At 70.1% G+C, this 23,821-nt stretch carries 27 protein-coding genes and 2 pseudogenes; 12 read left to right on the top strand and 17 right to left on the bottom strand.

Annotated features, from left to right (window positions below):
- Positions 1 to 10: 10 nt before the first annotated feature.
- A complete protein-coding gene (locus tag OG453_RS43340; RefSeq protein ID WP_266874313.1) occupies positions 11 to 631 on the bottom strand; it encodes a hypothetical protein in 621 nt (206 codons plus the stop codon).
- 74 nt (positions 632 to 705) lie between these two features.
- Between OG453_RS43340 and OG453_RS43335 the strand changes: the two are divergent.
- Positions 706 to 974 (top strand): annotated as a pseudogene (locus OG453_RS43335) (hypothetical protein).
- Here OG453_RS43335 and OG453_RS43330 read toward each other — a convergent pair.
- Complete coding sequence (locus OG453_RS43330; RefSeq protein ID WP_266874312.1) at positions 971 to 1,933, bottom strand: LysR family transcriptional regulator; 963 nt, start codon at positions 1,931 to 1,933, stop codon at positions 971 to 973. The pseudogene OG453_RS43335 and the gene OG453_RS43330 overlap by 4 nt on opposite strands.
- Before the next feature lie 260 nt (positions 1,934 to 2,193).
- On the opposite strand from OG453_RS43330, the gene OG453_RS43325 reads away from it, so the two are divergent.
- The 7 genes and pseudogenes from OG453_RS43325 to OG453_RS43295 all read left to right on the top strand — a co-directional run bounded on the left by OG453_RS43325 (position 2,194) and on the right by OG453_RS43295 (position 7,145).
- On the top strand, positions 2,194 to 3,324 hold the full coding sequence (locus OG453_RS43325; RefSeq protein ID WP_266874311.1) for an iron-containing alcohol dehydrogenase: 1,131 nt from the start codon (positions 2,194 to 2,196) through the stop codon (positions 3,322 to 3,324).
- Positions 3,325 to 3,387: 63 nt separating this feature from the next.
- Positions 3,388 to 3,831, top strand: coding sequence for an Rrf2 family transcriptional regulator (locus tag OG453_RS43320; protein WP_266874310.1), 444 nt, complete (start codon positions 3,388 to 3,390; stop codon positions 3,829 to 3,831).
- Between the two features lie 85 nt (positions 3,832 to 3,916).
- Positions 3,917 to 4,951 (top strand): annotated as a pseudogene (locus OG453_RS43315) (globin domain-containing protein); the annotation flags it as partial.
- Between the two features lie 218 nt (positions 4,952 to 5,169).
- Positions 5,170 to 5,946 (top strand): hypothetical protein, encoded by a 777-nt coding sequence (locus tag OG453_RS43310; RefSeq protein WP_266874308.1) that lies wholly within the window; start codon positions 5,170 to 5,172, stop codon positions 5,944 to 5,946.
- Between the two features lie 9 nt (positions 5,947 to 5,955).
- Positions 5,956 to 6,594 (top strand): hypothetical protein, encoded by a 639-nt coding sequence (locus OG453_RS43305; protein WP_266874307.1) that lies wholly within the window; start codon positions 5,956 to 5,958, stop codon positions 6,592 to 6,594.
- A 111-nt stretch (positions 6,595 to 6,705) separates the two neighbouring features.
- Positions 6,706 to 6,798 (top strand): LysR family transcriptional regulator, encoded by a 93-nt coding sequence (locus tag OG453_RS43300; protein WP_266874306.1) that lies wholly within the window; start codon positions 6,706 to 6,708, stop codon positions 6,796 to 6,798.
- A gap of 89 nt (positions 6,799 to 6,887) precedes the next feature.
- On the top strand, positions 6,888 to 7,145 hold the full coding sequence (locus OG453_RS43295; protein WP_266874305.1) for a LysR substrate-binding domain-containing protein: 258 nt from the start codon (positions 6,888 to 6,890) through the stop codon (positions 7,143 to 7,145).
- A gap of 302 nt (positions 7,146 to 7,447) precedes the next feature.
- Here OG453_RS43295 and OG453_RS43290 read toward each other — a convergent pair whose 3' ends face one another.
- On the bottom strand, positions 7,448 to 8,623 hold the full coding sequence (locus tag OG453_RS43290; protein ID WP_266874304.1) for a serine hydrolase: 1,176 nt from the start codon (positions 8,621 to 8,623) through the stop codon (positions 7,448 to 7,450).
- A gap of 176 nt (positions 8,624 to 8,799) precedes the next feature.
- Positions 8,800 to 9,555 (bottom strand): RDD family protein, encoded by a 756-nt coding sequence (locus OG453_RS43285; protein ID WP_266874303.1) that lies wholly within the window; start codon positions 9,553 to 9,555, stop codon positions 8,800 to 8,802.
- Positions 9,556 to 9,721: 166 nt separating this feature from the next.
- Here OG453_RS43285 and OG453_RS43280 point away from each other — a divergent pair, with 166 nt between their 5' ends.
- Positions 9,722 to 10,411 carry a DUF899 family protein gene (locus OG453_RS43280; RefSeq protein ID WP_266874302.1) on the top strand — a complete coding sequence of 230 codons (690 nt, stop codon included), beginning with the start codon at positions 9,722 to 9,724 and terminating at the stop codon, positions 10,409 to 10,411.
- Between the two features lie 9 nt (positions 10,412 to 10,420).
- Here OG453_RS43280 and OG453_RS43275 read toward each other — a convergent pair whose 3' ends face one another.
- The 4 genes from OG453_RS43275 to OG453_RS43260 are packed head-to-tail and all read right to left on the bottom strand — an operon-like array spanning position 10,421 to position 13,030.
- Positions 10,421 to 10,813 carry a VOC family protein gene (locus OG453_RS43275; protein ID WP_266874300.1) on the bottom strand — a complete coding sequence of 131 codons (393 nt, stop codon included), beginning with the start codon at positions 10,811 to 10,813 and terminating at the stop codon, positions 10,421 to 10,423.
- A complete protein-coding gene (locus OG453_RS43270) occupies positions 10,810 to 11,112 on the bottom strand; it encodes a helix-turn-helix transcriptional regulator (RefSeq protein ID WP_266874299.1) in 303 nt (100 codons plus the stop codon). Before OG453_RS43270 ends, OG453_RS43275 begins: the two co-directional genes overlap by 4 nt.
- 21 nt (positions 11,113 to 11,133) lie before the next feature.
- Positions 11,134 to 11,484 (bottom strand): hypothetical protein, encoded by a 351-nt coding sequence (locus OG453_RS43265; protein WP_266874298.1) that lies wholly within the window; start codon positions 11,482 to 11,484, stop codon positions 11,134 to 11,136.
- 40 nt (positions 11,485 to 11,524) lie between these two features.
- Entirely contained in the window at positions 11,525 to 13,030 is a 1,506-nt protein-coding gene (locus OG453_RS43260; RefSeq protein ID WP_266874297.1) for a SulP family inorganic anion transporter, read from the bottom strand.
- A gap of 426 nt (positions 13,031 to 13,456) precedes the next feature.
- Between OG453_RS43260 and OG453_RS43255 the strand changes: the two genes are divergently transcribed.
- Positions 13,457 to 13,861, top strand: coding sequence for a MerR family transcriptional regulator (locus OG453_RS43255; protein WP_266874296.1), 405 nt, complete (start codon positions 13,457 to 13,459; stop codon positions 13,859 to 13,861).
- 31 nt (positions 13,862 to 13,892) lie between these two features.
- Here the strand turns inward: OG453_RS43255 and OG453_RS43250 are convergent, their stop codons facing one another.
- The 3 genes from OG453_RS43250 to OG453_RS43240 form a co-directional block, all read right to left on the bottom strand.
- Positions 13,893 to 14,627, bottom strand: coding sequence for a dienelactone hydrolase family protein (locus tag OG453_RS43250; protein ID WP_266874371.1), 735 nt, complete (start codon positions 14,625 to 14,627; stop codon positions 13,893 to 13,895).
- A 107-nt stretch (positions 14,628 to 14,734) separates the two neighbouring features.
- Positions 14,735 to 15,139, bottom strand: a complete 405-nt coding sequence (locus OG453_RS43245) for a nuclear transport factor 2 family protein (protein WP_266874295.1) — start codon at positions 15,137 to 15,139, stop codon at positions 14,735 to 14,737.
- A 51-nt stretch (positions 15,140 to 15,190) separates the two neighbouring features.
- On the bottom strand, positions 15,191 to 15,883 hold the full coding sequence (locus OG453_RS43240; RefSeq protein WP_266874294.1) for a TetR/AcrR family transcriptional regulator: 693 nt from the start codon (positions 15,881 to 15,883) through the stop codon (positions 15,191 to 15,193).
- 196 nt (positions 15,884 to 16,079) lie between these two features.
- Here OG453_RS43240 and OG453_RS43235 point away from each other — a divergent pair, with 196 nt between their 5' ends.
- Positions 16,080 to 17,309, top strand: coding sequence for a cytochrome P450 (locus OG453_RS43235; protein WP_266874293.1), 1,230 nt, complete (start codon positions 16,080 to 16,082; stop codon positions 17,307 to 17,309).
- Here OG453_RS43235 and OG453_RS43230 read toward each other — a convergent pair.
- The 4 genes from OG453_RS43230 to OG453_RS43215 all read right to left on the bottom strand — a co-directional run bounded on the left by OG453_RS43230 (position 17,293) and on the right by OG453_RS43215 (position 19,624).
- Complete coding sequence (locus OG453_RS43230) at positions 17,293 to 17,838, bottom strand: AAA family ATPase (RefSeq protein ID WP_266874292.1); 546 nt, start codon at positions 17,836 to 17,838, stop codon at positions 17,293 to 17,295. The genes OG453_RS43235 and OG453_RS43230 overlap by 17 nt on opposite strands.
- A 53-nt stretch (positions 17,839 to 17,891) precedes the next feature.
- Positions 17,892 to 18,311 carry a hypothetical protein gene (locus OG453_RS43225; protein WP_266874291.1) on the bottom strand — a complete coding sequence of 140 codons (420 nt, stop codon included), beginning with the start codon at positions 18,309 to 18,311 and terminating at the stop codon, positions 17,892 to 17,894.
- 134 nt (positions 18,312 to 18,445) lie between these two features.
- Positions 18,446 to 18,685: a hypothetical protein gene (locus tag OG453_RS43220; protein ID WP_266874290.1), complete on the bottom strand. Its 240-nt coding sequence runs from the start codon at positions 18,683 to 18,685 to the stop codon at positions 18,446 to 18,448.
- 9 nt (positions 18,686 to 18,694) lie between these two features.
- Positions 18,695 to 19,624 (bottom strand): LysR family transcriptional regulator, encoded by a 930-nt coding sequence (locus tag OG453_RS43215; RefSeq protein ID WP_266874289.1) that lies wholly within the window; start codon positions 19,622 to 19,624, stop codon positions 18,695 to 18,697.
- Positions 19,625 to 19,749: 125 nt separating this feature from the next.
- Here OG453_RS43215 and OG453_RS43210 point away from each other — a divergent pair, with 125 nt between their 5' ends.
- Positions 19,750 to 21,009, top strand: coding sequence for an MFS transporter (locus OG453_RS43210; RefSeq protein ID WP_266874288.1), 1,260 nt, complete (start codon positions 19,750 to 19,752; stop codon positions 21,007 to 21,009).
- A gap of 48 nt (positions 21,010 to 21,057) precedes the next feature.
- On the opposite strand, the gene OG453_RS43205 is transcribed toward OG453_RS43210, so the two are convergent.
- The gene (locus OG453_RS43205; RefSeq protein WP_266874287.1) at positions 21,058 to 22,809 is read right to left on the bottom strand and encodes a PP2C family protein-serine/threonine phosphatase; all 1,752 of its coding nucleotides are present in this window, start codon (positions 22,807 to 22,809) and stop codon (positions 21,058 to 21,060) included.
- Between the two features lie 108 nt (positions 22,810 to 22,917).
- Positions 22,918 to 23,730, bottom strand: coding sequence for a DeoR/GlpR family DNA-binding transcription regulator (locus tag OG453_RS43200; protein WP_266874286.1), 813 nt, complete (start codon positions 23,728 to 23,730; stop codon positions 22,918 to 22,920).
- Positions 23,731 to 23,821 lie beyond the last annotated feature (91 nt).

Raw genomic sequence — 23,821 nt, 5'->3', positions numbered from 1 at the left:
CGGGAGATGCTCAGAAGCGGAAGCCGATGACGCCGAACCCGGGCCGTTCCGCCGCATGCCGCAGCCACCCCAGGCACTGCATGACGGCCTCGACGATCTCGGGCTCCAGGGGCGGGGCCTGACCCGAGGCATCGACAGCCTGCTTGGTCGCCTCGAACTGCTCCAGCGCCCGTACGCACTGTTCGTGTGTCCACTCGCCGCAGCTCGGGGTGTCCGTCCACGGCAGGGGTTCGGGCAGCGAGCCGTAATCGAAGTCCGCCACCGACACCGCCGTGATGCCCAGGGCGGTCAGTCCTTCGTCCACGTCGGACAGCCAGCTGCCCCGGTGCGGAGTGAAGCAGGAGTTGTCCAGGAACGAACCCGTCAGATCACACACCCGCTGGTAGGCGTAGCCATATTGGAAGGCGTGGTTCTTGTCGTCGCTGAAGGGCCCGCCGTCCACAACCGCTGTCAGCGCCTCGAACGCGGTGGGTGCGCCGTTCCGAATCGCATGGGCGAACTCGGAGTCGGCATGGGCCAGTTGGTCGCCGAAGCTGTCGCGTATCACCGCGAGCAGCTCGCCGTCGCGGGAACCGACCAGGGCGCGAGTCGCGGTCACATCGAGCAGGTACACACTCAGGGAGGAACTCATGTCACAACCCTAAACACGGCCACTGACACTGACGCCGGCGCTCACGGTGAAGGAGACCTGAACTCTGCGACGACATCCCGGTTCTGCGGACCGAGCTCTACGACGACGTGGTCAACGGCTCGCGGGCCGAAGGCTCGCCGTGGCGGCCGATCACGCCCGACTCGAAGGATCCGCGCCTCGTGGTGGACGACACGAACCAGGGAATCGTCCAGTTCTCCGTGATGGAGCTGGAGGGCGACACCCTGGCGTACTGCGCTCCTCGGCCTGGGTGTTGGGCGAGTTCCTGGACGAGGTGCTGCTCGGGCTGTTCGCGCAGGACTGGAAGCCGGACTCGAAGGGCTAGGCCGAGTCCCTGCCGCGCCCAGGAGTCTTGCCCGCACGCTCCGGGAGCAGTTCCGCGCCGTGGTCGGCGACTTCCTGTCGCAGGGCTGCACGCACGGCCCGTACGGCGGGGTGGGTGACCGCCTCACGCCGCAGGGCCAGGGTGATGGGCAGCCGGATGTCGACCTCGTGGGCAAGCAGCCGCAGCAGCTGCGCCCGGTGGGCCAGGAAAGCCGGCAGTACGCCGATGCCGGCGCCCAGGCGGGTGGCCTCTGGCTGGGCGAAGACGTTCGTGGAGGAGAACGCGGGGGCGGCACCCGGCAGATGGCGTTCGATGTCGAGATCGCCGACCTGAAGCATCGACTCGATGTAGAAGATCAGCGCATGCTCCCCCAGGTCGGCGCGTGTCCTGGGGGATCCGCACCGGGCGAGGTACTCGTCGCTGGCGTACAGGCCCAGCGTGTAGTGCCTGAGGTGTTCGGTCACCAGGCGGTTGCCCGGCGGCCTGCCGATGGCCAGGGCGAGATCGAAACCGGACGGGTGCAGGGCCAACTGCCGTGTCGCCGTGATCAGTTCGACCTGCAGCCGGGGATGGTCCCGGCGGACGCGGGCCAGCGCGGGCGTGGCGAAGACCGTGCCGAAGCCGTCGGGGGCGCACACCCGCACCGTGCCGTGCAGCGACGGCGCCTCCTGGCCGGAGACCGCGTCGGCGACCCGGGCCAGCGCCTCCTCGATCGCCCGTGCGTCCTCCGAGACGGCCCTGCCCGCATCCGTCAGGACCCACCCTTCGGCGCCCCGTTCCATCAGACGCACGCCAAGACTCTTCTCCAGCGCGGCGATCCGGCGGGAGACGGTGGTGTGGTCGACGCCCAGCGCGTCGGCCGCCGAGACCAGACGTCCCGTACGGGCGACCGCGAGAAGGTGGCGAAGATCGTCCGCGCGCAGCTTGCGCGGATCGACCTCCGCACGGCCGGACTGCACGGGCAGGGTCGGCTCGCTCGCAGCCGGCTCGGGACGTGGACAGGGGCACACGAGAGCAACGTATCTGCATAAGTGCACACCGTGTGTGCGTCATTGGCGATTGAACGCACACCGGCGCAGGGGGCACAGTCGAACAGACCCGGCCAACTCGTCTGCCCCAGGCGCCTCTCCTCCTCTCCTCCTCTCCTCCTCTCCTCCTCCCCCCTTCCTCCCAACGTCGCGAGGTCTGCATGGTTGCCAGCCCGTCCCTGCCAAGGATCATGCGCGTCGGCCGCGGCGCCACCGACGAACTGGGCGACGTCATCACGGGGTTGGGGCTGAGCCGGCCCCTCCTGGTCACCGACGCGTTCCTGGAGCAGACGGGCGCGGCGGAACGCATGCTGGCGACACTGCAGAAGGCCGGGCTGCGTCCGCGGCTGTTCTCCGGCACGGTGCCCGACCCGACGACCGACGCCCTTTCCCCTGGACTGCGGGCGCTGCACGACCACGAGGCGGACTCGGTGATCGGGTTCGGCGGCGGCAGCCCGATGGACACCGCCAAGGCCCTGGCCCTGCTCGGCGCCCAGGGCGGCCAGATGCGCGACTACAAGGCGCCATGCGTCAACCTCGGCCCCGCGCTCCCCGTCATCGCGGTCCCCACCACCGCCGGCAGCGGATCGGAAGCAACCCAGGTCACCGTCATCACCGACAGCGCCACCCAGGAGAAGATGCTCTGCCTGGGCCCGGCGTTCCTGCCGCTCGCCGCCGTCCTCGACGTCGAGTTGGCCCTGTCCATGCCGCCGCGGCTGACCGCCGACACCGGCATCGACGCCCTGACGCACGCCGTCGAGGCGTACGTCAGCCGCAAGGCCAACCCCTTCTCCGACAGCCTCGCCCTCACCGCGATCGCCACCATCGGCCGCCATCTGCGCCACGCCTACGCCGACGGCGGCGACATCCGGGCCCGCGGGGCGATGATGCTCGCCGCGACGCAGGCCGGCATCGCGTTCTCCAACTCCGGCGTGGCCCTCGTCCACGGCATGAGCCGCCCGATCGGCGCGCACTTCCACGTCGCCCACGGCCTGTCGAACGCCATGCTCTTCCCTGCCGTGACCGCCTTCTCCCTCCATGCGGCGACCGCGCGGTACGCCGACTGCGCCCGCGCCCTGCAGGCCGCGACGCCCGCGGACGGCGATGCCACCGCGGCCGCCAAGTTCGTCGATGCCCTGCACAGCCTCTGCCGCGACCTGCACGTCCCCAGCCCTCGCGACCACGGCATCGACCAGGACGCCTGGAACCGCGTGACACCCCTCATGGCGCAGCAGGCCTTGGCCTCCGGCTCCCCCGCGAACAACCCCGTCGTACCCACCACCGAAGAGATCCAGGACCTCTACGCCCAGATCTACGCCTGACCTGCCGGCTCCCCCGCCAGGCGATAACTTGCCTTTCAGATGCAACTTTAATAGCTTGCCCTCATGCGGCTGACACGGTTCACGGATCTGGCTCTGCGCGTGCTGATGCGCCTCTCCGTCGAAGAGGGCGAACTGCCCACCACGCGCGAGGTCGCCGCCGCCATGGACGTGCCGTACACGCACACCGCGAAGGTCGTCGCCAAGTTGCAGCACATGGGACTGGTCGAGGCGCGTCGCGGCCGGGGCGGCGGGCTTGCGCTCACCGCAGCCGGACGCCACGCCTCGGCCGGCGGTCTCGTGCGGGAACTTGAAGGGCCCGGGGATGTCGTGGACTGCGAGGGCACGACACCGTGCCCACTGCGCTCCGCCTGCCGGCTGCGCGGCGCGCTGCGCCAGGCGCAGGAGGCGTTCTTCGCCGCGCTCGATCCGCTGACCCTCAGCGATCTCACCAAGGCGCCGACCGGCCCGCTGCTGGTCACACTCTCCGCCACGCCCCGGGCGGACTGACCGCACCACCACCACCGCCGCCGACGGCCCGCGCCGCCGCGTACCGCTTAATACGAATCTCACATGCACATTAAGGGGCCCGTTGATGCTCACCGAGTCTTCGGCCGCCGTCGTCCGCGCCACGCTTCCCGCCGTCGGCGCCGCCATCGAGGACATCACCGAACGCTTCTACGGGAAGCTGTTCGCGGCCCGGCCCGAGTTGCTGCGCGACCTGTTCAACCGCGGCAACCAGGCCGCCGGCACACAGCGCCAGGCGCTCGCGGGATCCATCGCCGCCTTCGCCACGTATCTGGTCGAGCACCCCGACGAGCGGCCCGACGTGATGCTGAACCGCATCGCACACAAGCACGCATCGCTCGGCGTGCGGGCCGACCAGTACCCCCTCGTGCACCGGCACCTGTTCGAGGCCATCGCCGAGGTGCTCGGCGACGCGGTCACGCCCGAGGTCGCCGCCGCCTGGGACGAGGTGTACTGGCTGATGGCGAACGCCCTGATCGCGATCGAGACGCGGCTGTACGCGGAGCAGGGCGTGGCCGACGGTGATGTGTGGCGCCAGTGGGAGGTGGTGGCCCGCACCGAGGAGACGCCCCATGTCGCGTCGTTCCTGCTGCGCCCGGCCGACGGTCACCCGGCGCCCGCGTTCAGGGCCGGGCAGTACGTCTCCGTGCAGGTCCAACTGGCCGACGGCGCACGGCAGATACGCCAGTACAGCCTCACCGGCGCGCCGTCCGCCACGACCCGTGCGATCGCCGTCAAGCAGGTCACGGGCACAGGTGGCGACCCCGACGGAGAGGTCTCACACCACCTGCACACGCACGTCCGGCAGGGCGACCAGCTGCGGGTCTCGGCGCCCTACGGCGACCTCGTCCTCGAGCCCGGCGACGCGCCCCTGCTGCTCGCCTCCGCGGGCATCGGCTGCACGCCCATGCTGGCCATGCTCGAGCAGCTCGTTGCCACGGGGCACCCGGGCCCCGTGACGGTCGTGCACGCCGACCGCGCCCCCGGCGACCATGCACTGCGCGCCGACCACGAGGCACTCACGGCCAAACTCCCCGCCGCCACGGCCCACTTCTGGTACGAGGACCCCGACTCCGGCCACCGCACCGGACGCGTCGACCTCACCGACGTACCTATGAGGTGTTCGGCCCGGACCTGTGGCTCGCCCAGGCGTAGCCGGCAGGGAGGCTTTCCCGCGCAAGCGTTTCGCTCGTACGAGGCAATCGAACGTGCCCGGGCTTTCGGGCGTCGCAGAGCAGGTCATGATCACGGCGGATTCCGCAGCGGCGGGGTCTTTCGCCTGCTCAGGAGGTATCCGTGGTCCTCGTTATCGTCGTCGCTGTGGTCGCTCTGCTCGCAGGTCTTGCGGCGAACCGGTTCCTGCGACCACGGCTGATGAGCGACGACGACGCCGGCATGGCCGTCAAGGACCTCGTCGGCCCGTCGCTGACACTGACCGTCCTGCTGCTGGCCTTCGTGCTGGTGACCGCATCCGGCTCCTACGGCAAGGCCGAGGTCGCCTCGCGCGGTGAGGCCCGCGCGCTCGACCAGCTCACCGAGATCGCCGAGTACACACCGGCGTCAGAGCGGGAACGGATCCAGGCGGACGCCGTGTGTTACGCACGTGCCGTGAGCGCCCAGGAATGGCCCGCCATGGCCGACGACGGCAGTGGGTCGGCCGCACCCAGCGTCTGGTCGACCGACCTCCGCCATTCCTTCCGGGACGTGGAAGGCAAGCCCGTCTTCGGCATGCTGATCGCCGCCGACAACAAACGGGCCGACGAACGCGAGGAACGCCTCACGCAGGCCACTGCCAGCATCCCGAGCGCCATCTTCTGGTTCCTGCTCGCCACCCTCACCATCACCGTCGTGGCCCTCGCCGTCTGCCTGCCCCGCAGGAACAACCGCGGCCAGCTCATCGTGCTCACCGTGATCACCGCGCTCCTGACGACGACGCTGTGCATCATCCGTGACGTCGACCGGCCCTTCGGCGGCGTCATCAATGTCGAACCCACCGCGATCACAGAGGTCGAACGGCAGGCCACCCGCGACTTCCTCGCCCACCACGAGGCCGCGGACCTGCCCTGCGACGACGACGGCAACCGGCGTTCCGCGTAGGTTGTGCCGATGTCCGAATCCCTGCCGCCCGGCGGCGATGTGCTCACCGTGGACGAGCTGAAGGCCCGTTGGGGGGACGCCTGGCGTCCGGAACGCGTCGCGGAGCGCCTGGACGGGGTCGGTACGCCCTGGTTCATCGCGGCGGGGTGGGCGCTGGATCTGTTCCGCGGGGAAGAGTCGCGGCCGCACGGCGATCTGGAGATCGCGGTGCCCGCGGCGGAGTTCCCGGAGATTCGGGACCGCTTCCCCGAGTACGTGTTTGACGCGGTCGGTTCAGGGCGGGTCTGGCCGGAGGCGGGAGCGGAAGTGCTGGCGGCCACGCATCAGACCTGGCTGCGCGATCCGGCGAGCGGGCAGTTCCTGTTCGACGTCTTCCGCGAGCCGCACGAGGGCGGGACGTGGATCTGCCGGAGGGACGAGAAGTTGCGTCTGCCGTACGACGCGATCATCGAGCGAACGCCGGACGGAGTCCCGTATCTGGTACCGGAGTTGGTGCTGCTGTTCAAGGCGAAGGCGCTACGTCCCAAGGATCAGGCGGACTTCGACGGGGTGCTGCCGCTGCTTGGCCGGACGCGACGGGGTGCCCTGAGCGGATGGCTCGAACTCATCCACCCCGGGCATCCGTGGCTGGCGGAGCTGGCGGGGTGAATGGTGCGGGCCGAACGCGCCAGTGGATGGACGAGGGCCGACCAGCTTCACGGTCCCGGCTGCCGAGAGGTAGCGTGACGCGTCGCCGAACGGGCGGATGAAGGGGGCGCTGTGGAGTTGCGGGACATCGAGATTCTGGTGGTGCTCGCCGAAGAGCTGCACTTCGGGAGAACCACGCAGCGACTGCACATCACCCCTTCCTGATCAACGACCTGGGAGCGGCCCACCGCCAGATCCAAGAGAGCCTGCGGCGCGCCGAGCAGGCGGCCCGGGGGACGCACGTCGTACTGCGCGTGGGCATGATTGCCGCCAATGTGGACGACCTGCGGCCCTACTTCGACGCGTACGCCGCCGTCCGCCCCAGGGTGGAAGCGCAGATCCGCTCCATCGGCTTCTCCGACCCGTACGCCGGGCTTCGGGCCGGAGACCTCGATCTCGTCATGGTGTGGTCCCCCATCCAGGAGCCCGAACTGACGGTGGGTCCCGCCATCCACGTCGAACCGGTCGTGCTCGCCGTCTCCTCCAACCACCCGTTGGCGCGCCAGGGGTAGGCGCCCCTCGAGGATCTCGCCGACCAGGTCACCATCGGCGGCGCCGCACCCGCGTACTGGCGTGCGGCCATGGTGCCGACGCACACTCCCGCCGGCCGTCCCGTCCCGGCCGGGCCGACCGCCCGCGACTTCCTGGAGATGCTGCCCATCCTGTCCACCGGCAAGGCCGTCTCACCGGTCCACCTCCAGGCCACCCGGTACTTCGCCCGGCCGGGACGTCGCCTACGTACCGCTCCGCGACGCCCCGCCCGCCCGCTGGGCGCTGATCTGGCGCACCTCGGCAGCAGCGCTTTCCGCCGGGCTCACTTGCCGCAGAACTCGGCGTCGATGACGGCCTCGATGTCGCCGGCCCATTCGCCGTTGAAGTTGGCCGCCAGTGCGTGGCTGCCGTCGCGGGTCGTCGCGCCGACCGCGACCGTGCCGTGGAAGCTGCCGCCGTGTGCCCAGACTTCCTTGCCGCAACTCGCCTTGGACCGGCGGAGGCCGAGGCCGTAACGGAGGTCTGGGTTCTCCTCGTCCATCGGGACGGTCGTCATCATCTCGGCAAGCTGCTGCTTCGGCAGCAGCTTGCCGCGCATCAGTGCCGTGAAGAAGCGGTTCAGATCCGCCGAGTCGGAGATCATCTCGCCCGCCGTGCCGGCGACGGACGGGTTGTACTCGGTGACGTCGTACGTCTTCTTCCCTTCCGGGTCCCGCAATGTCGAGTAGGCCCGGCTGCTCGGCTGCGGCAACTGCGAGTCGGTACCGGGCAGGCTCGTGGCCTTCAGGTCGAGTGGCTCGATGATGCGCCGGCGGATCTCGTCCCCGTACGACTGGCCGGTGACCTTCTTGATGATCATTCCGGCCACGATGTAGTTGGTGTCGGAGTAGTTCCAGCCCTGGCCCGGCGCGAATCTCGGCTCATGGCGCATGGCGATCCGCACCTGCTGCTCGGGGGTCCAGGTGCGATGGCGGTGTTTGAGGAACTCCTTGCCGAACAGCGTCCGTTGGATCTCCGGGTCCAGGGTCCAGTTGTAGATACCGCTGGTGTGGTTGAGGAGTTGGCGTACGGTGATCTTGCCGCCGTCATGGCCATGCCCGTGGACGACGCCGGGCAGCCACCGCTCGACGGTGTCGTCGAGCCGGATCTCCCCCTCCGCCTCCAGCTGGAGCAGCACGGTCGACACGAAGGTCTTGGTGGTGCTGGCGACGCGGTAGCGGTCCTTGGCGCCGCGCGGCTGCTGGGTCTTCAGGTTTCCGACGCCCGAAGTGCCGTTCCAGGTCCCGTACTTGTCCATCGCCTGGCCGGTCACTCCGGGCACGCCGTCCTTGACGGCGGCGTCCATGGCCTGCTGGGTCGACCGGTGGCGGTCTCTGTCAGGGGCGAGGGCGGAGGCAGCAGCGGGGTCCGCCACGGCGGGCGCTGCGAATGACGACGCCGTCATGGCTGCTGCCGCCGCCGTGGCCGCCAAGCCGAATCTCATCGTGCGGGTTGCCATGTGCCGTCCCTCTCGCTCGTTGATGACGATCGACGGGAGGGACCCGGGCGGTGTGCGCGAAGGTTGCCCGCCCACAGGGTGGTTGAGTGGCTTTCAGCCTTCTGCCGGGGGCCGGGACGGGACGGCCCGCTGCCCGGGAAGGGCGGCGGGCCCTCGAAGCTGCGGGTCTACAGGGTTCAGTGACCCCGCTGCCAGGCGGCGAGGTCCTTACGGCGTACGGCGCGGAGTCCGGCGATGTCCGTGTCGTAGAGCTCGCCGGTCCAGCTCTTCTTCACCGAGTTCTCCGTACTGCCGCCGAAGTTCTCCCGGAGCCAGTACCAGGGCTGCAGCGGAAGCCAGCACAGTCCGGCGAGCCAGCGGTTCAGGGCACGGATCGGGCCGGGGCGACCCGCGTCGGCGGCACGCATCACGCGGATGCCGAAGAGCAGCTTGCCGACACTGCCGCGGAACAGCAGCGTCAGGACGCACTGATTGGTGAAGGACACCGCCGGTATGAGGGCGTACAGGGTCCACCACGGGCTGGACTCCGGGACCAGGCCGGCGATTGCCACCGCGCCGTACAGGGCGACTATCAGGTCGACGGTCACTGCGAGGTACCGGCGCGCGTCCCCTGCCAGGGCCGGCAGCCGGCTCGACGGGTTCTGCCCTGAAGGGGGCGTCGAGGCTGGGGAGTTCGGCGTTCCGTACGCCGGCGGGTCTCCGTACGCCGACGGGTCTCCGTACGCCGACGGGTCTCCGTACGCCGACGGGTCTCCGTACGCCGGCGGATCTCCGTAAGGTGCGGGTTGCCCATAAGGCGCGGGTTGCCCGTAGGGCGTTTGGTGTGCGTACGGCGTCTGCCGCGCGTAGGGATGTGGTGCTGGTGGCGCCTGCCCGCCGTGCGGTGTCTGTTGCTGAGCATGATGCTGGTAATGCCCCCGATGATCATTCATGCCAGCATGATGCCTCACACCGACGGCACTCGGCTGACCCGGACCTCCCGCATGCGCCTGCCGTGCAGGGGACAGCGACGGGAATGACCTGCCACCGATGAGTTCGACGAACGGGCGGGGTCTACACCCACACACCGCAAGCCGTACACAGGATCAGTGAGGGACCATGAGCGCAAACGCACTACCTCCCGTCGCCGACGCCGACACCTGGCAGCACGAGCTCGATGCCCTGCGCATTCGGGAGAAGGCCGCGACACGGGAACTCGACGCGATCGCCGCGCAGCGCCGCCGTCTGCCGATGGTCAAGATGCCCGACTACACCCTTGAGGGCGAGGGCGGACCGATTCGGCTGGCGGACATCTTCGAAGGCAAGCCGCAGCTGATCGTCTACAACCACATGTGGTTTCCCGGCGAGCAATGGCAGTGCCCGGGCTGCACGGGGCTCACCTCGCAGTTCACCCGGTTGGAATTCCTGGACAATTACGATGCCCGGTTCGTCATCGTCACCCAGGGCCCGATCGACGAGGCACTCGCCTACAAGCGACGGGTCGGGAACAAAATGACCTGGTATTCCACCGCGAACAGCCCGTTCGGAACGGATGTCGGCGCACCGCCCGGTGGAGGATTCGCCTTCAATGTGTTTCTGCGCGACGGCGACACCGTCTATCGCACCTGGCACACCACCGGCCGTGGAGCCGAGCAGCTCAGCCACACCTTCCCGCTGATCGACCTGTTGCCATACGGTCGGCAGGAGGAGTGGCAGGACTCGCCCGACGGCTGGCCGCAGGAACCCGCCTCCAGCCGGTGGGCCTCCTCCAAAGACATCGCCGCGCACTACGGCCCGGGCACCGACTGAGCCGGGCGGCTACTGCGGCTGCGTCGCGATCTGGATCAGGTTGCCGCAGGTGTCGTCGAAGACGGCGGTGGTGACGGGGCCCATCTCCAGGGGCTCCTGGGTGAAGCGGACACCGAGGCCGTGCAGGCGCTCGTACTCGGCCCGCACGTCGTCGACGGCGAACTGGGCGAGCGGGATGCCGTCCTGGACGAGCGCGTCGCGGTACGTCTTGACGGCCGGGTGACCGGCGGGCTCCAGGAGGAGTTCGGTGCCGCCGGGCTCGTCGGGCGATACGACGGTCAGCCACCGGTCCTTCTCGCCCAGCGGGACGTCGTACTTCTTCACAAAGCCGAGGACCTCGGTGTAGAAGCTCAGGGCCTTGGCCTGGTCGTCGACGAAGACGCTGGTCATGTGGATCTTCATGGAGTGCTCTCCTGCGGTCCGGGGGGATCGGGCGCGGGCCATCGCTCGGCGATCTGCCGCAGCGGGGCCGTGTTCAGGTCGTGGAACTTGTAGCGGCCCTCCCGCCTGGTCTCGACGAGCCCGGCGGCCTCCAGCACGGCAAGGTGCTGGGAGACCCCCTGGCGCGAGATGCCCAGCTGATGCTTCATGCTCAGCCGCGAGCAGATCTCGAACAGTGTCTGTCCGGACTTCTCCGTGAGCTCGTCGAGGATGATGCGGCGGGTGGGGTCGGCCAAGGCTTTGAAAAGGTCGTCGGCCACGACCCCAGGATAGGCAAACACTCACTTGCCTATCAAGTCGGGGAGCATCTCGTCCGTGTGCTGACGGAGCGGGCGGAGGGGGCGGGAGAAGAGGCCCGATCGGGGCGATCCGCAGGTAGCTCCGACGCGACGCTCAGGACATAACCCACGCCCACGCCCCGGAAGTATCTCGATACGCCGGTCCACGCGCGCCCGGTAGTACGCCGTGTCGCCCTCCCGCACCAGCGCGAGCGGACTCACGCACCACAGCGGGACGAACGGCACGCGGCCCAGCGTGGCATCGAGCACCCGTACCGCGCCGTTCTCGGCGCGCGGCACGACGTACACGATGACCTCGGCCACCGTCGCCGCGCCGTAGAAGACGACCGCCAATAAGACCAGGCGGCAGTGGCCAGCCAGCCCGGGGCATCGGTCATTTGCTGCCCGTGAGTTCGCCGCTGAGCTTTTCGTGGATCTGGGCGCTCGGGCTGTTCAGGCCGATGATCTCGACCTTCTTGCCGCGCTGGGCGTACTTCGTCTCGATGGCGTCCAGCGCGGCCACGGACGAGGCGTCCCAGATGTGGGCCGCCGTCAGGTCGATGACGACCTTGTCGGGGTCGGTGGCGTAGTTGAACTGGCCGACGAGGTCGTTGGACGAGGCGAAGAACAGCTCGCCGGTCACGGAGTAGACCACGCTGTCGCCGTCGGGGTCGGTGACTGAGGTGACGTTGGCGAGGTGAGCCACGCGCTTGGCGAAGATGACCATCGCGGTGAGAGAGCCGACGACGACGCCGATGGCGAGATTGCCGGTGGCGACCACACAGACAACCGTGACGACCATGACGGCGATCTCCCCCGCGGGCATCCGCTTGAGGGTCTTGGGGGCGATGGAGTGCCAGTCGAAGGTCGCGAAGGACACCATGACCATCACGGCGACGAGAGCGGCCATGGGGATGTCGGAGACGACCGGCCCGAAGACGATGCACAGCACCATCAGGAACGCCCCCGCCAGGAAGGTGGACAGGCGGGTGCGCGCGCCGGACACCTTCACGTTGATCATCGTCTGGCCGATCATGGCGCAGCCGCCCATGCCGCCGAAGAATCCCGTGACGATGTTGGCGATGCCCTGGCCGATGGACTCGCGGGTCTTCGAGGAGTGGGTGTCGGTGATCTCGTCGACCAGCTTGGCCGTCATCAGCGACTCCATCAGACCGACCAGCGCCATGGCGAGGGCGTACGGCGCGATGGTGGTGAGGGTGTCCATGGTGAAGGGCACGTCGGGCAGGCCCGGCACCGGCAGTGACGACGGCAGCTCACCCTTGTCGCCGACCGTGGGCACCGCGATGCCCGCGGCGACCGTGATCACGGTGAGGATGACGATGGAGACGAGCGGCGCCGGGATCGACTTGGTGACCTTCGGGAAGAACACCATGAGTGCGAGGCCGCCGGCGAGCAGCGGGTAGACGGGCCACGGCACGTCGTGCATTTCCGGGACCTGGGCCACGAAGACGAGAATGGCGAGGGAGTTGACGAAACCGACCATCACCGAGCGGGGTACGAACCGCATCAGCCTGGCGACGCCGAGCGCTCCGAGGACGATCTGGAAGACACCGGCAAGGATGACCGCCGCGACCAGGTAGCCCAGGCCGTGTTCGCGGTTGAGCGGGGCGATGACCAGGGCGACGGCGCCGGTGGCTGCGGAGATCATCGCGCGGCGCCCGCCGACGATCGAAATGGTGACGGCCATGGTGAACGAGGCGAACAGGCCGATGGCGGGGTCGACTCCGGCGATGATGGAGAAGGAGATCGCCTCGGGGATCAGTGCGAGAGCGACGACGAGGCCGCCCAGGATCTCGGTGCGCCAGACCTTCGGGTCGTTCAGCCAGTCGGGGCGCAGGCCACGCAGGCGCGCGGCCGGGGACAGTGCGGACGTGGACAAGACGGGTACCTGTCGTGCTCGGGCACACCCGGCCGTCGTCGGGGGCGTGCGGAAGGCGCCGGATGGCCGGGGTGGCCATCTGCGAAGCCCACGTACGGGTGCGGGCCGAAGTCAGAAGGCACAGCGGGCGCGGGCAGGAGTGTGCGCGGCTGCTTCAGGGGCGAACGTTCACGGCGGGCAGGCGGCGGCGCTGGGCGTCTGGGGCATGCGCACGCGCTCTCTCCTGCAGGCATCGGTCTTCGCCGGGGGCATCATCGGCCCCGACACGGCTGGCGGTGAGGGGGTCGGTCCGACCCGCACCGTGGCGCGGGGCAGCTTGGAGCCGACCCCGACGACCCCGTACTCTACCCTAACGTTACGGTAGAGATCGACGTCGGCCGGCGGCCGCCTGCGGCCTTGGCGACAGGAGAGAAAGGTGTCCACGTAGTGAGCGGCGAGCACATGCAGATCGGCGAGGTCGCCACGCGGACCGAGCTTTCGCTGCGCACCATCCGGCACTACGAGGAGACCGGCCTGGTCATCCCCTCCGCCCGCTCCCAAGGCGGCTTCCGCCTCTACACCGAGGCCGACGTCGCCCGCCTCATGGTCATTCGCCGCATGAAGCCGCTCGGCTTCACCCTGGACCAGATGCGCGACCTGCTGGACGCCACCGACCGCCTCGACTCCGGTGAGGAACTGGCGGCCGGTGAGCGGGAAGCCCTGCTGGAGCGTGTGCGCGCCTACGAGCTGAGCGCGTCCGAGCAGATGGAGAAGCTGCGTACGCAACTGGCGCGGGCCGAGGAGTTCGCCGCGAACCTGCGTGAACGGCTGGACCGGGTCACCACGGCTTAGCCTGACCGCCGGCCTCTGGCGCGGTCTCCACCTAAGGGCAACTTACGGGCAGACACTCGGCGAGCAGGCCGACGACGTCGTGCCAGGCTCGCTGCGCGTGCCGCGGGTGGTGGCCGACGCCGGGGAGCACGGTCTGCTCGTGGTCGACCGGCGGGTGGTGGAAGGCGTGCAGGGCTCCGCCGTAGACCATGAGGCGCCAGTCGACGCCCGCGGCCTGCATCTCGGCGGCGAAGGCGTCCCGTTGCTCGGCGGGCATGATCGGGTCCTCCGATCCGACCCCGGCCCACACGGGGCAACGGATGCGCGCCGCCTCCCCCGGTCGGCCCGTGGTCAGTGCGTTGACCGTCCCGATCACCCGCAGGTCGACCCCGTCGCGGCCAAGTTCCAGCGCGATCGCGCCCCCGGTGCCGTAGCCGATGGCGGCGATCCGGTCGGGGTCGGTGCGCGGCTCGGCGCGCAGTACGTCGAGTGCCGCATGGCCGATGCCCCGCATCCGGTCGGTGTCGGCGAGTAGCGGCGTCACGTGCGCCAGCATCTCCTGTGGGTCGGTGAACCAGCGCCCGCCGTTGATGTCGAAGGCCAGGGCCACGTATCCCAGTTCGGCCAGGGCGTCGGCCCGGCTGCGCTGGAAGTCGTTCAGGCCCGGCCCCTCGGGCCCGATCAGGACCGCGGGCCTGCGGTCGGCACCGGCGGGGAGCGCGAGGCGCCCGATCATCGTCAGGCCGTCGGCCGGGTACTCGACCGTGTGCGTCGTAATCGTCGTCATCGTCGTCATGAGACTGGACGGTAGTGATCGCCGAGCCCGGCCGGGCCGGGATTAGCCGTCGGCAGAACAGCGCGGGCGAGCCAAGTCTCAGCGAGCCCGCCTGACGATCAGTCGTCGAAGTAGGCCCTGGCAACGGCGTAGCTGTCCTCGTAGAGGTGGTAGCGGGTGATCCGTCCGTCCCGGACCGTGGTGTGCAGGGCGAACGCGGTGTCGATGTCCCGACCCGTCTTCTTGACCTCGGAGACCATGCGCCCGATGAGCACCACGTCGTCGCCCTCGGCGATGACCTGGCGGAGGTCGAACTCCTTGGCCTGCACGTGGGTCCGCAGCAGTTCGAAGAACGCCCGCATGCCCTCTGCCGAGTCGACCTCCGGTACCCACGGAATGCCCGGCGGGTGCGGGATCGAGAACGACACCGAGTCGGCGAACAGGGCCGCCGCCTCCGCACTCTTCCCCTCGGCGAGCAGCGGGAACAAGCGTTGCACGGTCTGCGCCGGTGACTCTGCTGCCATGTCTGCCGACCTTACTGGTCGGATCCGTGACAACTCAGCTACCAACGCCGGTCATTCGCCCGTCAATCCTTTACGAGGCATGCGATGCGGGCCCAAGTCCTCAAGGACGTAACCGAGTTGGGCGGCGGTCAGAGCCGAGCCAGGGAGGGGCGGCGTGGCCGGTGAGGCGTGCAGGCCGTCGAGGAACAGGGCCAGGGGGCGGCGCCAGGCCTCGGGCGTGGTCGCGGCGGTCAGGGCGGGGATGGCGCGGCCGAGGGCGGCGAGCGAGAACAGGACGTCTTCGGTGGTGACGTCGGCGCGCACCGTGCCCTGCTCGCGGCCGCGGCTCAGCAGGACGTCCACCGTCTGGCGATTGTGGGCATGGACGGCCTCCAGCGCCTCGACGCCCCGCAGGTGCGTGGTCATGAGGTCGTTGGTGCCGCGGTCGGCAGCCAGGGTGACGAAGACCGCCTGAAGGTAGCCGTTCAGCGCCGACCAGGCGTCCGCCGCGGCCCTCGCCTGTTCGCCGGCGGCCATGGTGTCCGTCAGGACGTCGTGGAACACGGCGTCGATGAGGGCCTCTCGGGTGGGGAAGTTCCGGTAGAGCGTCGCGTTTCCCACGCCCGCCCGGCGGGCGATCACGTCCAGCGGCGCTTCGAGCCCCAGCTCGGTGAACACCTCGCGGGCAGCCCCGACCAGGAGTTCCCGATTGCGCCGCGCGTCGCGTCGCCGCGGAGGCGTTGCGTGGTGCGACTCGTCGGCCATCGTCGTCATCCTCCGTACGAAGTAGGGGCCGCCGAGTGGGGACCACCAAGTGGGCAGCACCAAGTGGGGAGTGCTCCCCGGTCTGATGTTATCGTCCCGGGCAGGAAGTGGGGACTACTCCCCGCTTCTGCTTCATAGAGGGGCTTCACGCCAGTCGGCGCGAGGTCCCGGACGTGACTCCGACGGAAGGGATGCCATGCAGGCGCCCACCCTGGAAGACCTGGCGGCCCACAGCGGCCTCGACCTGGCGACCAACCCCTATCCCCTCTACGCGGCCCTGCGCACCAAGGGCCCCGTTCACCGCATCCTCGTCCCGGAAGCGGGAGAGAGCTGGCTGGTCGTGACGCGCGACGCGGCCCGTGCCGCGCTCACCGATCCTCGGTTGCGCAACGACATCAGCCACTCCTCGTCCTGGCAGAGCGACGGCGGCCACGCCATCGGACGCAACATGCTGCAGAGCGATCCCCCGCACCACACCCGGCTGCGCCGCCTGGTGGCCGGCCGCTTCACACCCGGACGGATCGCCGAGCTCCTGCCGAAGGTCGAAGCCATCGCCGACAAACTGCTCGCCGCACTGCCCCGGCACGGGACCGCGGACCTGGTGAGCCGGTACGCGCTGCCGCTGCCCGTCGCGGTGATCTGCGACCTCCTCGGCGTCCCCGCCACGGCGCGAACCGCCTTCCACACCTGGTCGAACGAGCTGGTCATGCCCACCTCGAGCGAAGCCGCTGCCTCGGCGGCCACCGCGCTCACGGGTTTCCTCACCGAGCTGATCGACCGGAAGAGCGCCGCCCCCGACGACACCCTGCTCAGCGATCTGGCCGCGGCCGCCGCTCGACCGACCACCACCGACGACGACGACGTCACGGAAGAAGACCGGTCATCCCTCAGCCAGGAAGAGCTGCTCGGCATGGTCTTCCTCATCCTCGTCGCCGGTCATGAGACGACGGTCAATCTGATCTCCGGAACACTCCACAGCCTGCTCAGCCACCCGGACCAACTCGCCTTGCTCCGCTCCGATCCCAGTCTGGTGGGCGGGGCCGTCGAGGAGTCGCTGCGCCACAACTCCCCCGTCCACGCCACCGCGTTCCGCTTCGTGGCCGAGCCGCTGGATCTGGCGGGCACCCGCATGGCCGCCGGTGACTCGGTCCTGATCTCGCTCGCCGCGGCCTCCCGCGATCCCCTTCACTTCCCCGACCCCGACCGCTTCGACCTCACCCGCCGCGCGCAGGGCCACCTCGGGTTCGGTCACGGCCTGCACCACTGCCTCGGTGCCCCGCTGGCACGCGCGGAGGCCACGATCGCCGTGCGCCGGCTCCTGGCCGACCGCCCCGCGCTGGCCTTCGCCACCGATCCGGCCCAACTCACCTGGCGGACCAGCACGTTGCTGCGCGGCCTGGCCGAACTGCCTATGCGCTTGGGCTGAGGTGGACCCGCGCCAGCACCTGTTCGGCCAGCTCCCGAGGGGGCAACCCGCCGTCCAGGAAGACCGTGTCGCCGGGCAGGGTGTCGGCCGCGGCCATGCACGCCTCGATCCTGTCCTTGGCCCAACGCCGGACCCGCTCCTCCCGCTCGGGATCGTCAGGAAAGAAGGTCCGGCCGTCGATCCGCCTCTCCAAGACGTCCCGGGACACCTTGAGGAAGAAGTGGTGCACGTCGATGCCCGCGTCCTTCAACGCGCTGAAGATCTCACCTACGTAGTCGGGGTTGACCAAGGTCATGGGAACAAGGACCGGACGCCGGTACTCCTCGACCAGTCCCACCGCCAGGTCGGCAACCTGCCGCCGCCACAACCGGAGATCCTGGAAGTCGCCGGTCGGCACCTCCACGATCTCCCGCAGTACGAAGCCGACCATCTCCGGGTCATAGACCAAGGCTTCGGGCCAGCGCGGGCGCAACTCCTCCACCAGTGTGCTCTTTCCGCTGCCGAACGCACCGTTCACCCAGACGATCAACGCGATCCCCCCGCTCCGTGGCCTTGCCCGCGCGTCGGGCCTGGCACCTCGGATCAGCATGCCAGGCGGCTGCCGGCTAGTTGGAGATCGCTTCCACGACACTCGCGATGCCGCTCGTCCCGTGGCCGTCGGCCGCCGCGCGCTTCAGCAGAGACTGGAACAGGTCCGGCACCTCGGTGCTCCCCCATCAGGGAGGTCACGAACGGCATGTGGCCCTTCGCCACCGCTGCGAAGACGGTGGGGTCGACGCCCGCCGCGCCCGCCAGAGCGACGGAGTGGTAGAAGCCTGCCAACGCGCCCCAGGCGAGGCCGAACAGCGCGGTGTCGTACACCGGGGCAAGGGCCGGGTCCGTGCCGAGGTGCACGGCGTTGCCCAGGCTCGCCAGCTCCTCCCGGTGCGTGACGAAGGCGTCCTGGGAGCCGCTGAAGACCGTCGACTTTCCCCGCGCCGCCGAGCTCCATCGCAAGGCCATGGCCCTCGCCGCCGACCATGGGTACGCGGCCGGCGAGATCCACGCCGAGGTCGGTCTAGCGCTCGGGGCCCACCGGGGCGGACTGACGCACCGGTCGGCCGCCCTCCCACCTTTCGACGCCAGCAGCTCGGCAGCTACTCCGCAGGGTCCTCCTCCGCGTGCCGGACGGCCTGCCGCACCGCATGCCCGACCTCGGAGCTGTCCTGCCCTGTCGCCCTTGCGTGGTGCGTGACGGCTGTCTGCGCCATCGCCGATGCCTCACGCCACCGGCGCTGCTGCACCGCGTACTCCTCGCCCTCAAGGCCCGCGAGCTTCGCGCGCTCTTCCTCGGCCCAGCGTTCCAGCCTGATCAATTCATCCGAAATGTCTGCCACGCCCGGATCCTAAGTCCCGGCCCAACTCGGCGTCCACGCGTCGGCCGGTGGCGTCGGTCGTGCCTCGATGAGATGCCTGCGCAGGGCCGCGAGGATCGGGTGCGGGTTGGCCGTTCGGTGCAGGAACGAGTGGGGGTAGACCGGCGTCGGTCCTTCGACCGGGATCCGTCGCAGGTCGTGGGCCGCCGGCCACACGTATCTGTCCCGGGTTCCGATGAGGGTGGCCAGTGCGGTGGAGTCGGCGATGGAGTCCATCAGTGCTTCGGTGCCGAAGTCGGGGCCTACCGCGTCGATGCGCAGGTCGAAGGTTTCGGTGAGCTCGTCGTAGTACGCCGCCCACTCGGTGCCCTGCTTGATGCCCGGGATCCAGATCCGGTGCCCTGCCAGGTCCGCCGGGGTCAAGGACTTGGCCGCCGTGAGCGGGTGGCCCGGTCCGACGAGCAGTTGCAGCGGGTCGTCCAGGACACGCTCGGCGCTGACTCCCTCGGGCAGGTCGCCCGCGGGTACGGCACGGAAGGTCGCGTCGATCTCGCCTGCCAGTACGGCCTCGATCGCTGTGGTCGCGTTCGCGTCCGAGAGCGTGACCACGTCCAGGTCCGTGCCCGGGTGGGACTGGTAGAAGCCGCGCAGGGCAAGGGCCGGGGCGATGCGCCGGTGGAGTACGTCCACACGCAGCGCCCGCTCACCAGGACGTACGGAAGCGGCCGCCCTCTCCACGGCCCGCAGCACCTCGCGGGCGTGCGGCAGGAACGCCTGGCCGTCCAGGGTGAGGCGCGCGCCGCGTGCGGTGCGGACGAACAGGGTCACCCCGAGCGCGCGTTCCAGGCTCGCCACGCGCTTGGAGACGGCCTGCTGAGTGATGCGCAGCTCCACGGCAGCCTCCTGGAACTGTCCGGTCTCCGCGACGGTGACGAAGGTGCGCACGGCTTCGATGTCCACGCCGCAGACCCTAGGTGAGCACAACCTGCGGTTGTGGCTCGCCGAAGGTGTGGTTGTTGGATCGCAGGCCGGTCCGCCTGGTCGAATCCTCGCCGTCAATGGTGGGTTGTGACGGAGGGTTCTTCATGGCACGGCAGAAGCTCGGGCGATCGTTCGGATGGCTGTGGTCGGCGTTCGCCGCCTCGACGGTCGGTACGTGGTTGGGGTTCGGTGCGTTCCCCCTGATCGCGATCCAGGTGCTGCACGTCGGCCCTGCGGCCGTCTCGGCGCTTGCGGCGGCAGGTCTGGCGGTCGGCGCGCTCCTCGCGCTGCCGTTCGGCCCGTGGGTCGAGGCACACCGCAAGAAGCCAGTCATGATCGTCACCGACCTGGTGCGGTTCGCCGCCCTCCTGACGATCCCGGCCGCCTGCTTCGCCGACCGGCTGACCTACACCCAGCTGCTTGTCGTCTCCGTGATCAGTGCGGCGGCGAACATCGCTTTCACCTCCGCCAGTGGCGCCTACCTCAAGCAGCTCGTGCGCCCGGACCATTTGCTGGTGGCCAACGGCCGCTTCGAGTCGACCACTTGGACCGCCACGGCGGTCGGCCCGACCCTGGGCGGGGCGGCGATCAGCCTGCTCGGCCCCGCGGTCACCGTGATCGCCAACGCCGTCGGCTTCCTGCTGTCCGCGGTCGGGATCGGCGCGATCCGGCAGCAGGAGACCACGTCCGAGCGGGCCGGGGCCGCGAAGGTCCGGGCTTCGGACCTGGTCAAGGGGTGGAGGTTCATCCACGACGACCGGCAGCTGCGCCCGCTGTTCTGGAACACCGTGGCCGTCAACGCACTGATCATGGCCACCGAACCGCTGATGGCCGTCCTGCTGCTGCAGGACCTCGGCTGGATGGCGTGGCAGTACGGGCTCGCGTTCGGCCTGCCCTGCGTCGGCGGATTCGCCGGCGCTCAGCTCGCCCCGCGCCTGGAGGCCCGCTACGGGCGCCGTCGCGTCCTGATCACCTCCGGAGCGCTGCGGGCCCTGTGGCCCGTCGGTCTCTTCTTCGTCATGCCCGGGACCGCCGGCGTGGTCCTGGTCATCGCCGTGGAACTGGTCCTGATCACCTGCATGGGCGTGTTCAACCCGCTGTTCGCGACCGAGCGGCTCCAGCGGGTGCCCGCCGAGCGGGTCGGGCGGGTCCTGGTGGCCTGGAACGTGACCGGCACCGGCGCGATCGCCGTACTGACCGCCCTGTGGGGCGTCCTGGCCGCCGTCACCGACGCCCGCATCGCGATCGGCATCGCCGGCGTACTGCTCCTGGCGACCCCGTTCCTCCTCCCGCGCAAGGACAAGAGCGGGCACCAGCCCCTCGCCACCGGTCCGGACGAGCCCGCCCTGACCACCACGGTCTGACACCACGGTCTGATACGAGCGTGTGCCGGTGCGCCCGCCTTCGACGCGTCACGGGGAGCCCGTCGGCTCCTTCCGTACGGGGACGCGTCGGAGTGCGAGCAAGGTGGCGTCGTCGGCGCGGTGGGGTCCGTCGAGCCGGTCCAGGAGGCGCTCCGCGTACTCCTGCAGCCCGTCGTGGCCGCGCGGGGGTCTCGCCCCGCCCAGGCAGTTCTCCGCCTCGTTCAGCAGGCGGGTCGTGTCCTCGTCGGGGTCGGTGTCCCGCCGCTCGGTCAGCCCGTCCGAGTAGAGGAGGACGATGTCCGTGTCGTCGAGAAAGGTCTCGACTGCCGTGTAGCCGATGCCCGGCATGACGCCGAGGGTGACTCCGGGGCCGCCCTCCGGAGCGGGCAGCTGTGTGGCGCGGCCGTCCCGCAGGAGGACCGGGCGCGGATGTCCCGCGCAGGTCCAGCGCAGCAGCGAACGCTCGGGGTGGTAGCGGGCGATGACGGCGGTCGCGGTCGACTCGGCGCCGTCGTCGCATGCGACCTCGTTCAGCCATCGGGTGAGCTGCTCCACCGGCGCCTCGGTGTAGGCGAGGCCGCCCAGGGCGTAGCGGAGCTTCGCCATGAGGGTGACCGCGTCGAGGCCGTGCCCGCGGGCGTCGCCGAGGGCGATGAGGATACGTCCGCCCGGGAGCCCTCGCGCCTTGTACCAGTCGCCGCCGACGCCTGATCCGGTGGCGTCCGGCCGGTACACGGCGACGGCATCGAGGCCGTAGGACACGAGTTCGCCGGCGAAGCGGGGCAGTACCGCGTCCCGGAGCGCGTGGGAGACTTCGGCCAGGGCTTCGGCGCGCCCGCGCTGGCGGCGCGCTTCCTCGTCGGCCGCACGGGCCTGACCGCGGCGGCGGCGGTCGTCGGTGACGTCGACGAGGACGGCCCGCACCGCCCACACCGGTCCCCCTCCTTCAGGGCGCACCGGTTCGGCGACCATGCGGATGACGCGCTTGTACGGGCCCGGGCCCGGCATCCACAGCTCGCACTCGGACCGGTGCTCGCGCAGCAGCACTTCGTACAGGGTGCGGTACAGCTCGGGCAGGCTCTCGGGGGCGACGAGCGCGGCCATCCCGAGGAGGTCGGGAGCGGGCGCGGTCTCGTCCAGGCCGAGTACGTAGCCGAAGCCCACGGAGGGTTCGACCGTGTCGTCGGCCAGGTTCCATTCGGCCCAGCAGGTCTTCACCAGTTTCTGGGCGCCCATCGCCATGCGGAGTCGGTGTCCTGGCTCCCAGCTCACGAGGAGATGCTCGCCGCACGGGGCGACGTGCACCTCGTTGCTCAGCCGGGCCGGCGGATCGGACGGCCTGGGGATGAACCACTCCACCGCCTCGGGCCCCTGCGGTGTGCACTCGCGGTGGGCGGCGGCGAGCATCCGGGGAAGGCGCGTGTGCTTCAGGAGGGGAAAGCGCTCGAACAGACGGACCGGTCCGGTCCACCGCGGCACGGCGTCCAGCGGCACGTGGGTGGTCGAGTAGGCGCGGGCGTGCTTGTTCTGGGCCAGGTACAGGATGTCCTCGACCTCGCCCCGCTCGTCGAGCACGGGCGTCACCAGCATCGCGGCCATCGGCATGGCCTCCAGAAGCTCCACGACGGCGTCAGGGATCACATCGGGGCGCCGTTCGAGCGGCCGCTCCGCGTCGTGGGGGTGCGGCCTGTGGGCATGGGCGTAGACGCCGATCCGCTGCCGCTGGGCCGACAGCAGCGCACCGACGGCCTGGAGATCCAGCCGGGTGCGCGCATCGCGCTCGCGAGGGACCTGCTCCATGGACGCTGCCTTCCGTGGATCGCGACGTCTCGCGAACATCCTCGCCCCGGCCCGGACCTGCGGCGAGCCGGCAGCGGGACGGCTCCCCGCCGCTGCCAGGACCCGGCGTCACACCGCGATCACCTTCACGCCGGCCTCCGTGAGGCGTGCGGAGGTCTCCGGGGAGATGTTGACGTCGGTGACCAGGGTGTCCACCCGGTCGAGGTCGCAGATCCTCGCGAAGGCGCGCTTGCCCAGTTTGGACGAGTCGCTCACCACGATCACGCGGTTGGCCCGCTCGGTGAAGAGTCTGCTGACGCCTGCCTCGTCCTCGTGGTGCGCCATGGCGCCGAGCTGCGGGTCGATGCCGTCGACGCCGAGAACGGCGGCGTCGAGCACGACCTCTTTCAGTACGCCGCCGGTCAGCGGCCCGACGAGTTCGTAGGACTGCGGGCGGGCGACGCCGCCGGTGGACACGATCTTGATCTGGGGGCGGACGGCGAGTTCAGCGGCGATGTTCAGGGCGTTGGTGACGACCGTCAGCGCGGGTGCGGAGGCGGCGGGGGCTCCCGCGTCGGCGCCGTCCCGCCGGCTGCCGCCGACCCGCAGCGCGAGCACCCGGGCGACCTCGGTCGTGGTCGTACCGCCGTTGAGGCCCACCACCTCGCCGTCGCCGATGAGGTCGGCGGCCGCCGCGGCGATGCGCTGTTTCTCGGGTGCGCGCCGGGACGTCTTGTAGCGCAGCGGCAGTTCGTAGGAGACGCCGTGGGCGACCGCGCCGCCGCGCGTGCGGACCAGCATCTGCTGCTCGGCCAGTTCGTCGAGGTCTCTGCGGATGGTGGCGCTGGAGACGTCGAGGGCGCCCGCGGCCTCCTCGACGTCCAACCGGCCCTCGGCGGCCAGCAGTTCAAGCAGCGCGCTCCAGCGGTCGCGTTTGGACATTGTTCTCGGACTCCTGCCCGCTCTGTCTGATCCACCGGCTCAGTCACTGATCGTAGTGACCGGCCCCGGCAGAGGGCCGGCACGGAACCCC

The organism is Streptomyces sp. NBC_01381 (assembly GCF_026340305.1).
Classification (GTDB): Bacteria; Actinomycetota; Actinomycetes; order Streptomycetales; family Streptomycetaceae; genus Streptomyces.
This window is presented reverse-complemented; position numbering and strand designations above follow the sequence as displayed.

Coding starts and splice junctions, on each gene's coding strand:
- OG453_RS43340 (WP_266874313.1), bottom strand. CDS start 631: ATGAGTTCCTCCCTGAGTGTGTACCTGCTCGATGTGACCGCGACTCGC.
- OG453_RS43325 (WP_266874311.1), top strand. CDS start 2,194: ATGCGCGTCGGCCGCGGCGCCACCGACGAACTGGGCGACGTCATCACG.
- OG453_RS43320 (WP_266874310.1), top strand. CDS start 3,388: ATGCGGCTGACACGGTTCACGGATCTGGCTCTGCGCGTGCTGATGCGC.
- OG453_RS43305 (WP_266874307.1), top strand. CDS start 5,956: ATGTCCGAATCCCTGCCGCCCGGCGGCGATGTGCTCACCGTGGACGAG.
- OG453_RS43290 (WP_266874304.1), bottom strand. CDS start 8,623: ATGGCAACCCGCACGATGAGATTCGGCTTGGCGGCCACGGCGGCGGCA.
- OG453_RS43285 (WP_266874303.1), bottom strand. CDS start 9,555: ATGAATGATCATCGGGGGCATTACCAGCATCATGCTCAGCAACAGACA.
- OG453_RS43280 (WP_266874302.1), top strand. CDS start 9,722: ATGAGCGCAAACGCACTACCTCCCGTCGCCGACGCCGACACCTGGCAG.
- OG453_RS43275 (WP_266874300.1), bottom strand. CDS start 10,813: ATGAAGATCCACATGACCAGCGTCTTCGTCGACGACCAGGCCAAGGCC.
- OG453_RS43250 (WP_266874371.1), bottom strand. CDS start 14,627: ATGACGACGATTACGACGCACACGGTCGAGTACCCGGCCGACGGCCTG.
- OG453_RS43245 (WP_266874295.1), bottom strand. CDS start 15,139: ATGGCAGCAGAGTCACCGGCGCAGACCGTGCAACGCTTGTTCCCGCTG.
- OG453_RS43240 (WP_266874294.1), bottom strand. CDS start 15,883: ATGGCCGACGAGTCGCACCACGCAACGCCTCCGCGGCGACGCGACGCG.
- OG453_RS43235 (WP_266874293.1), top strand. CDS start 16,080: ATGCAGGCGCCCACCCTGGAAGACCTGGCGGCCCACAGCGGCCTCGAC.
- OG453_RS43225 (WP_266874291.1), bottom strand. CDS start 18,311: ATGGCCTTGCGATGGAGCTCGGCGGCGCGGGGAAAGTCGACGGTCTTC.
- OG453_RS43210 (WP_266874288.1), top strand. CDS start 19,750: ATGGCACGGCAGAAGCTCGGGCGATCGTTCGGATGGCTGTGGTCGGCG.
- OG453_RS43205 (WP_266874287.1), bottom strand. CDS start 22,809: ATGGAGCAGGTCCCTCGCGAGCGCGATGCGCGCACCCGGCTGGATCTC.
- OG453_RS43200 (WP_266874286.1), bottom strand. CDS start 23,730: ATGTCCAAACGCGACCGCTGGAGCGCGCTGCTTGAACTGCTGGCCGCC.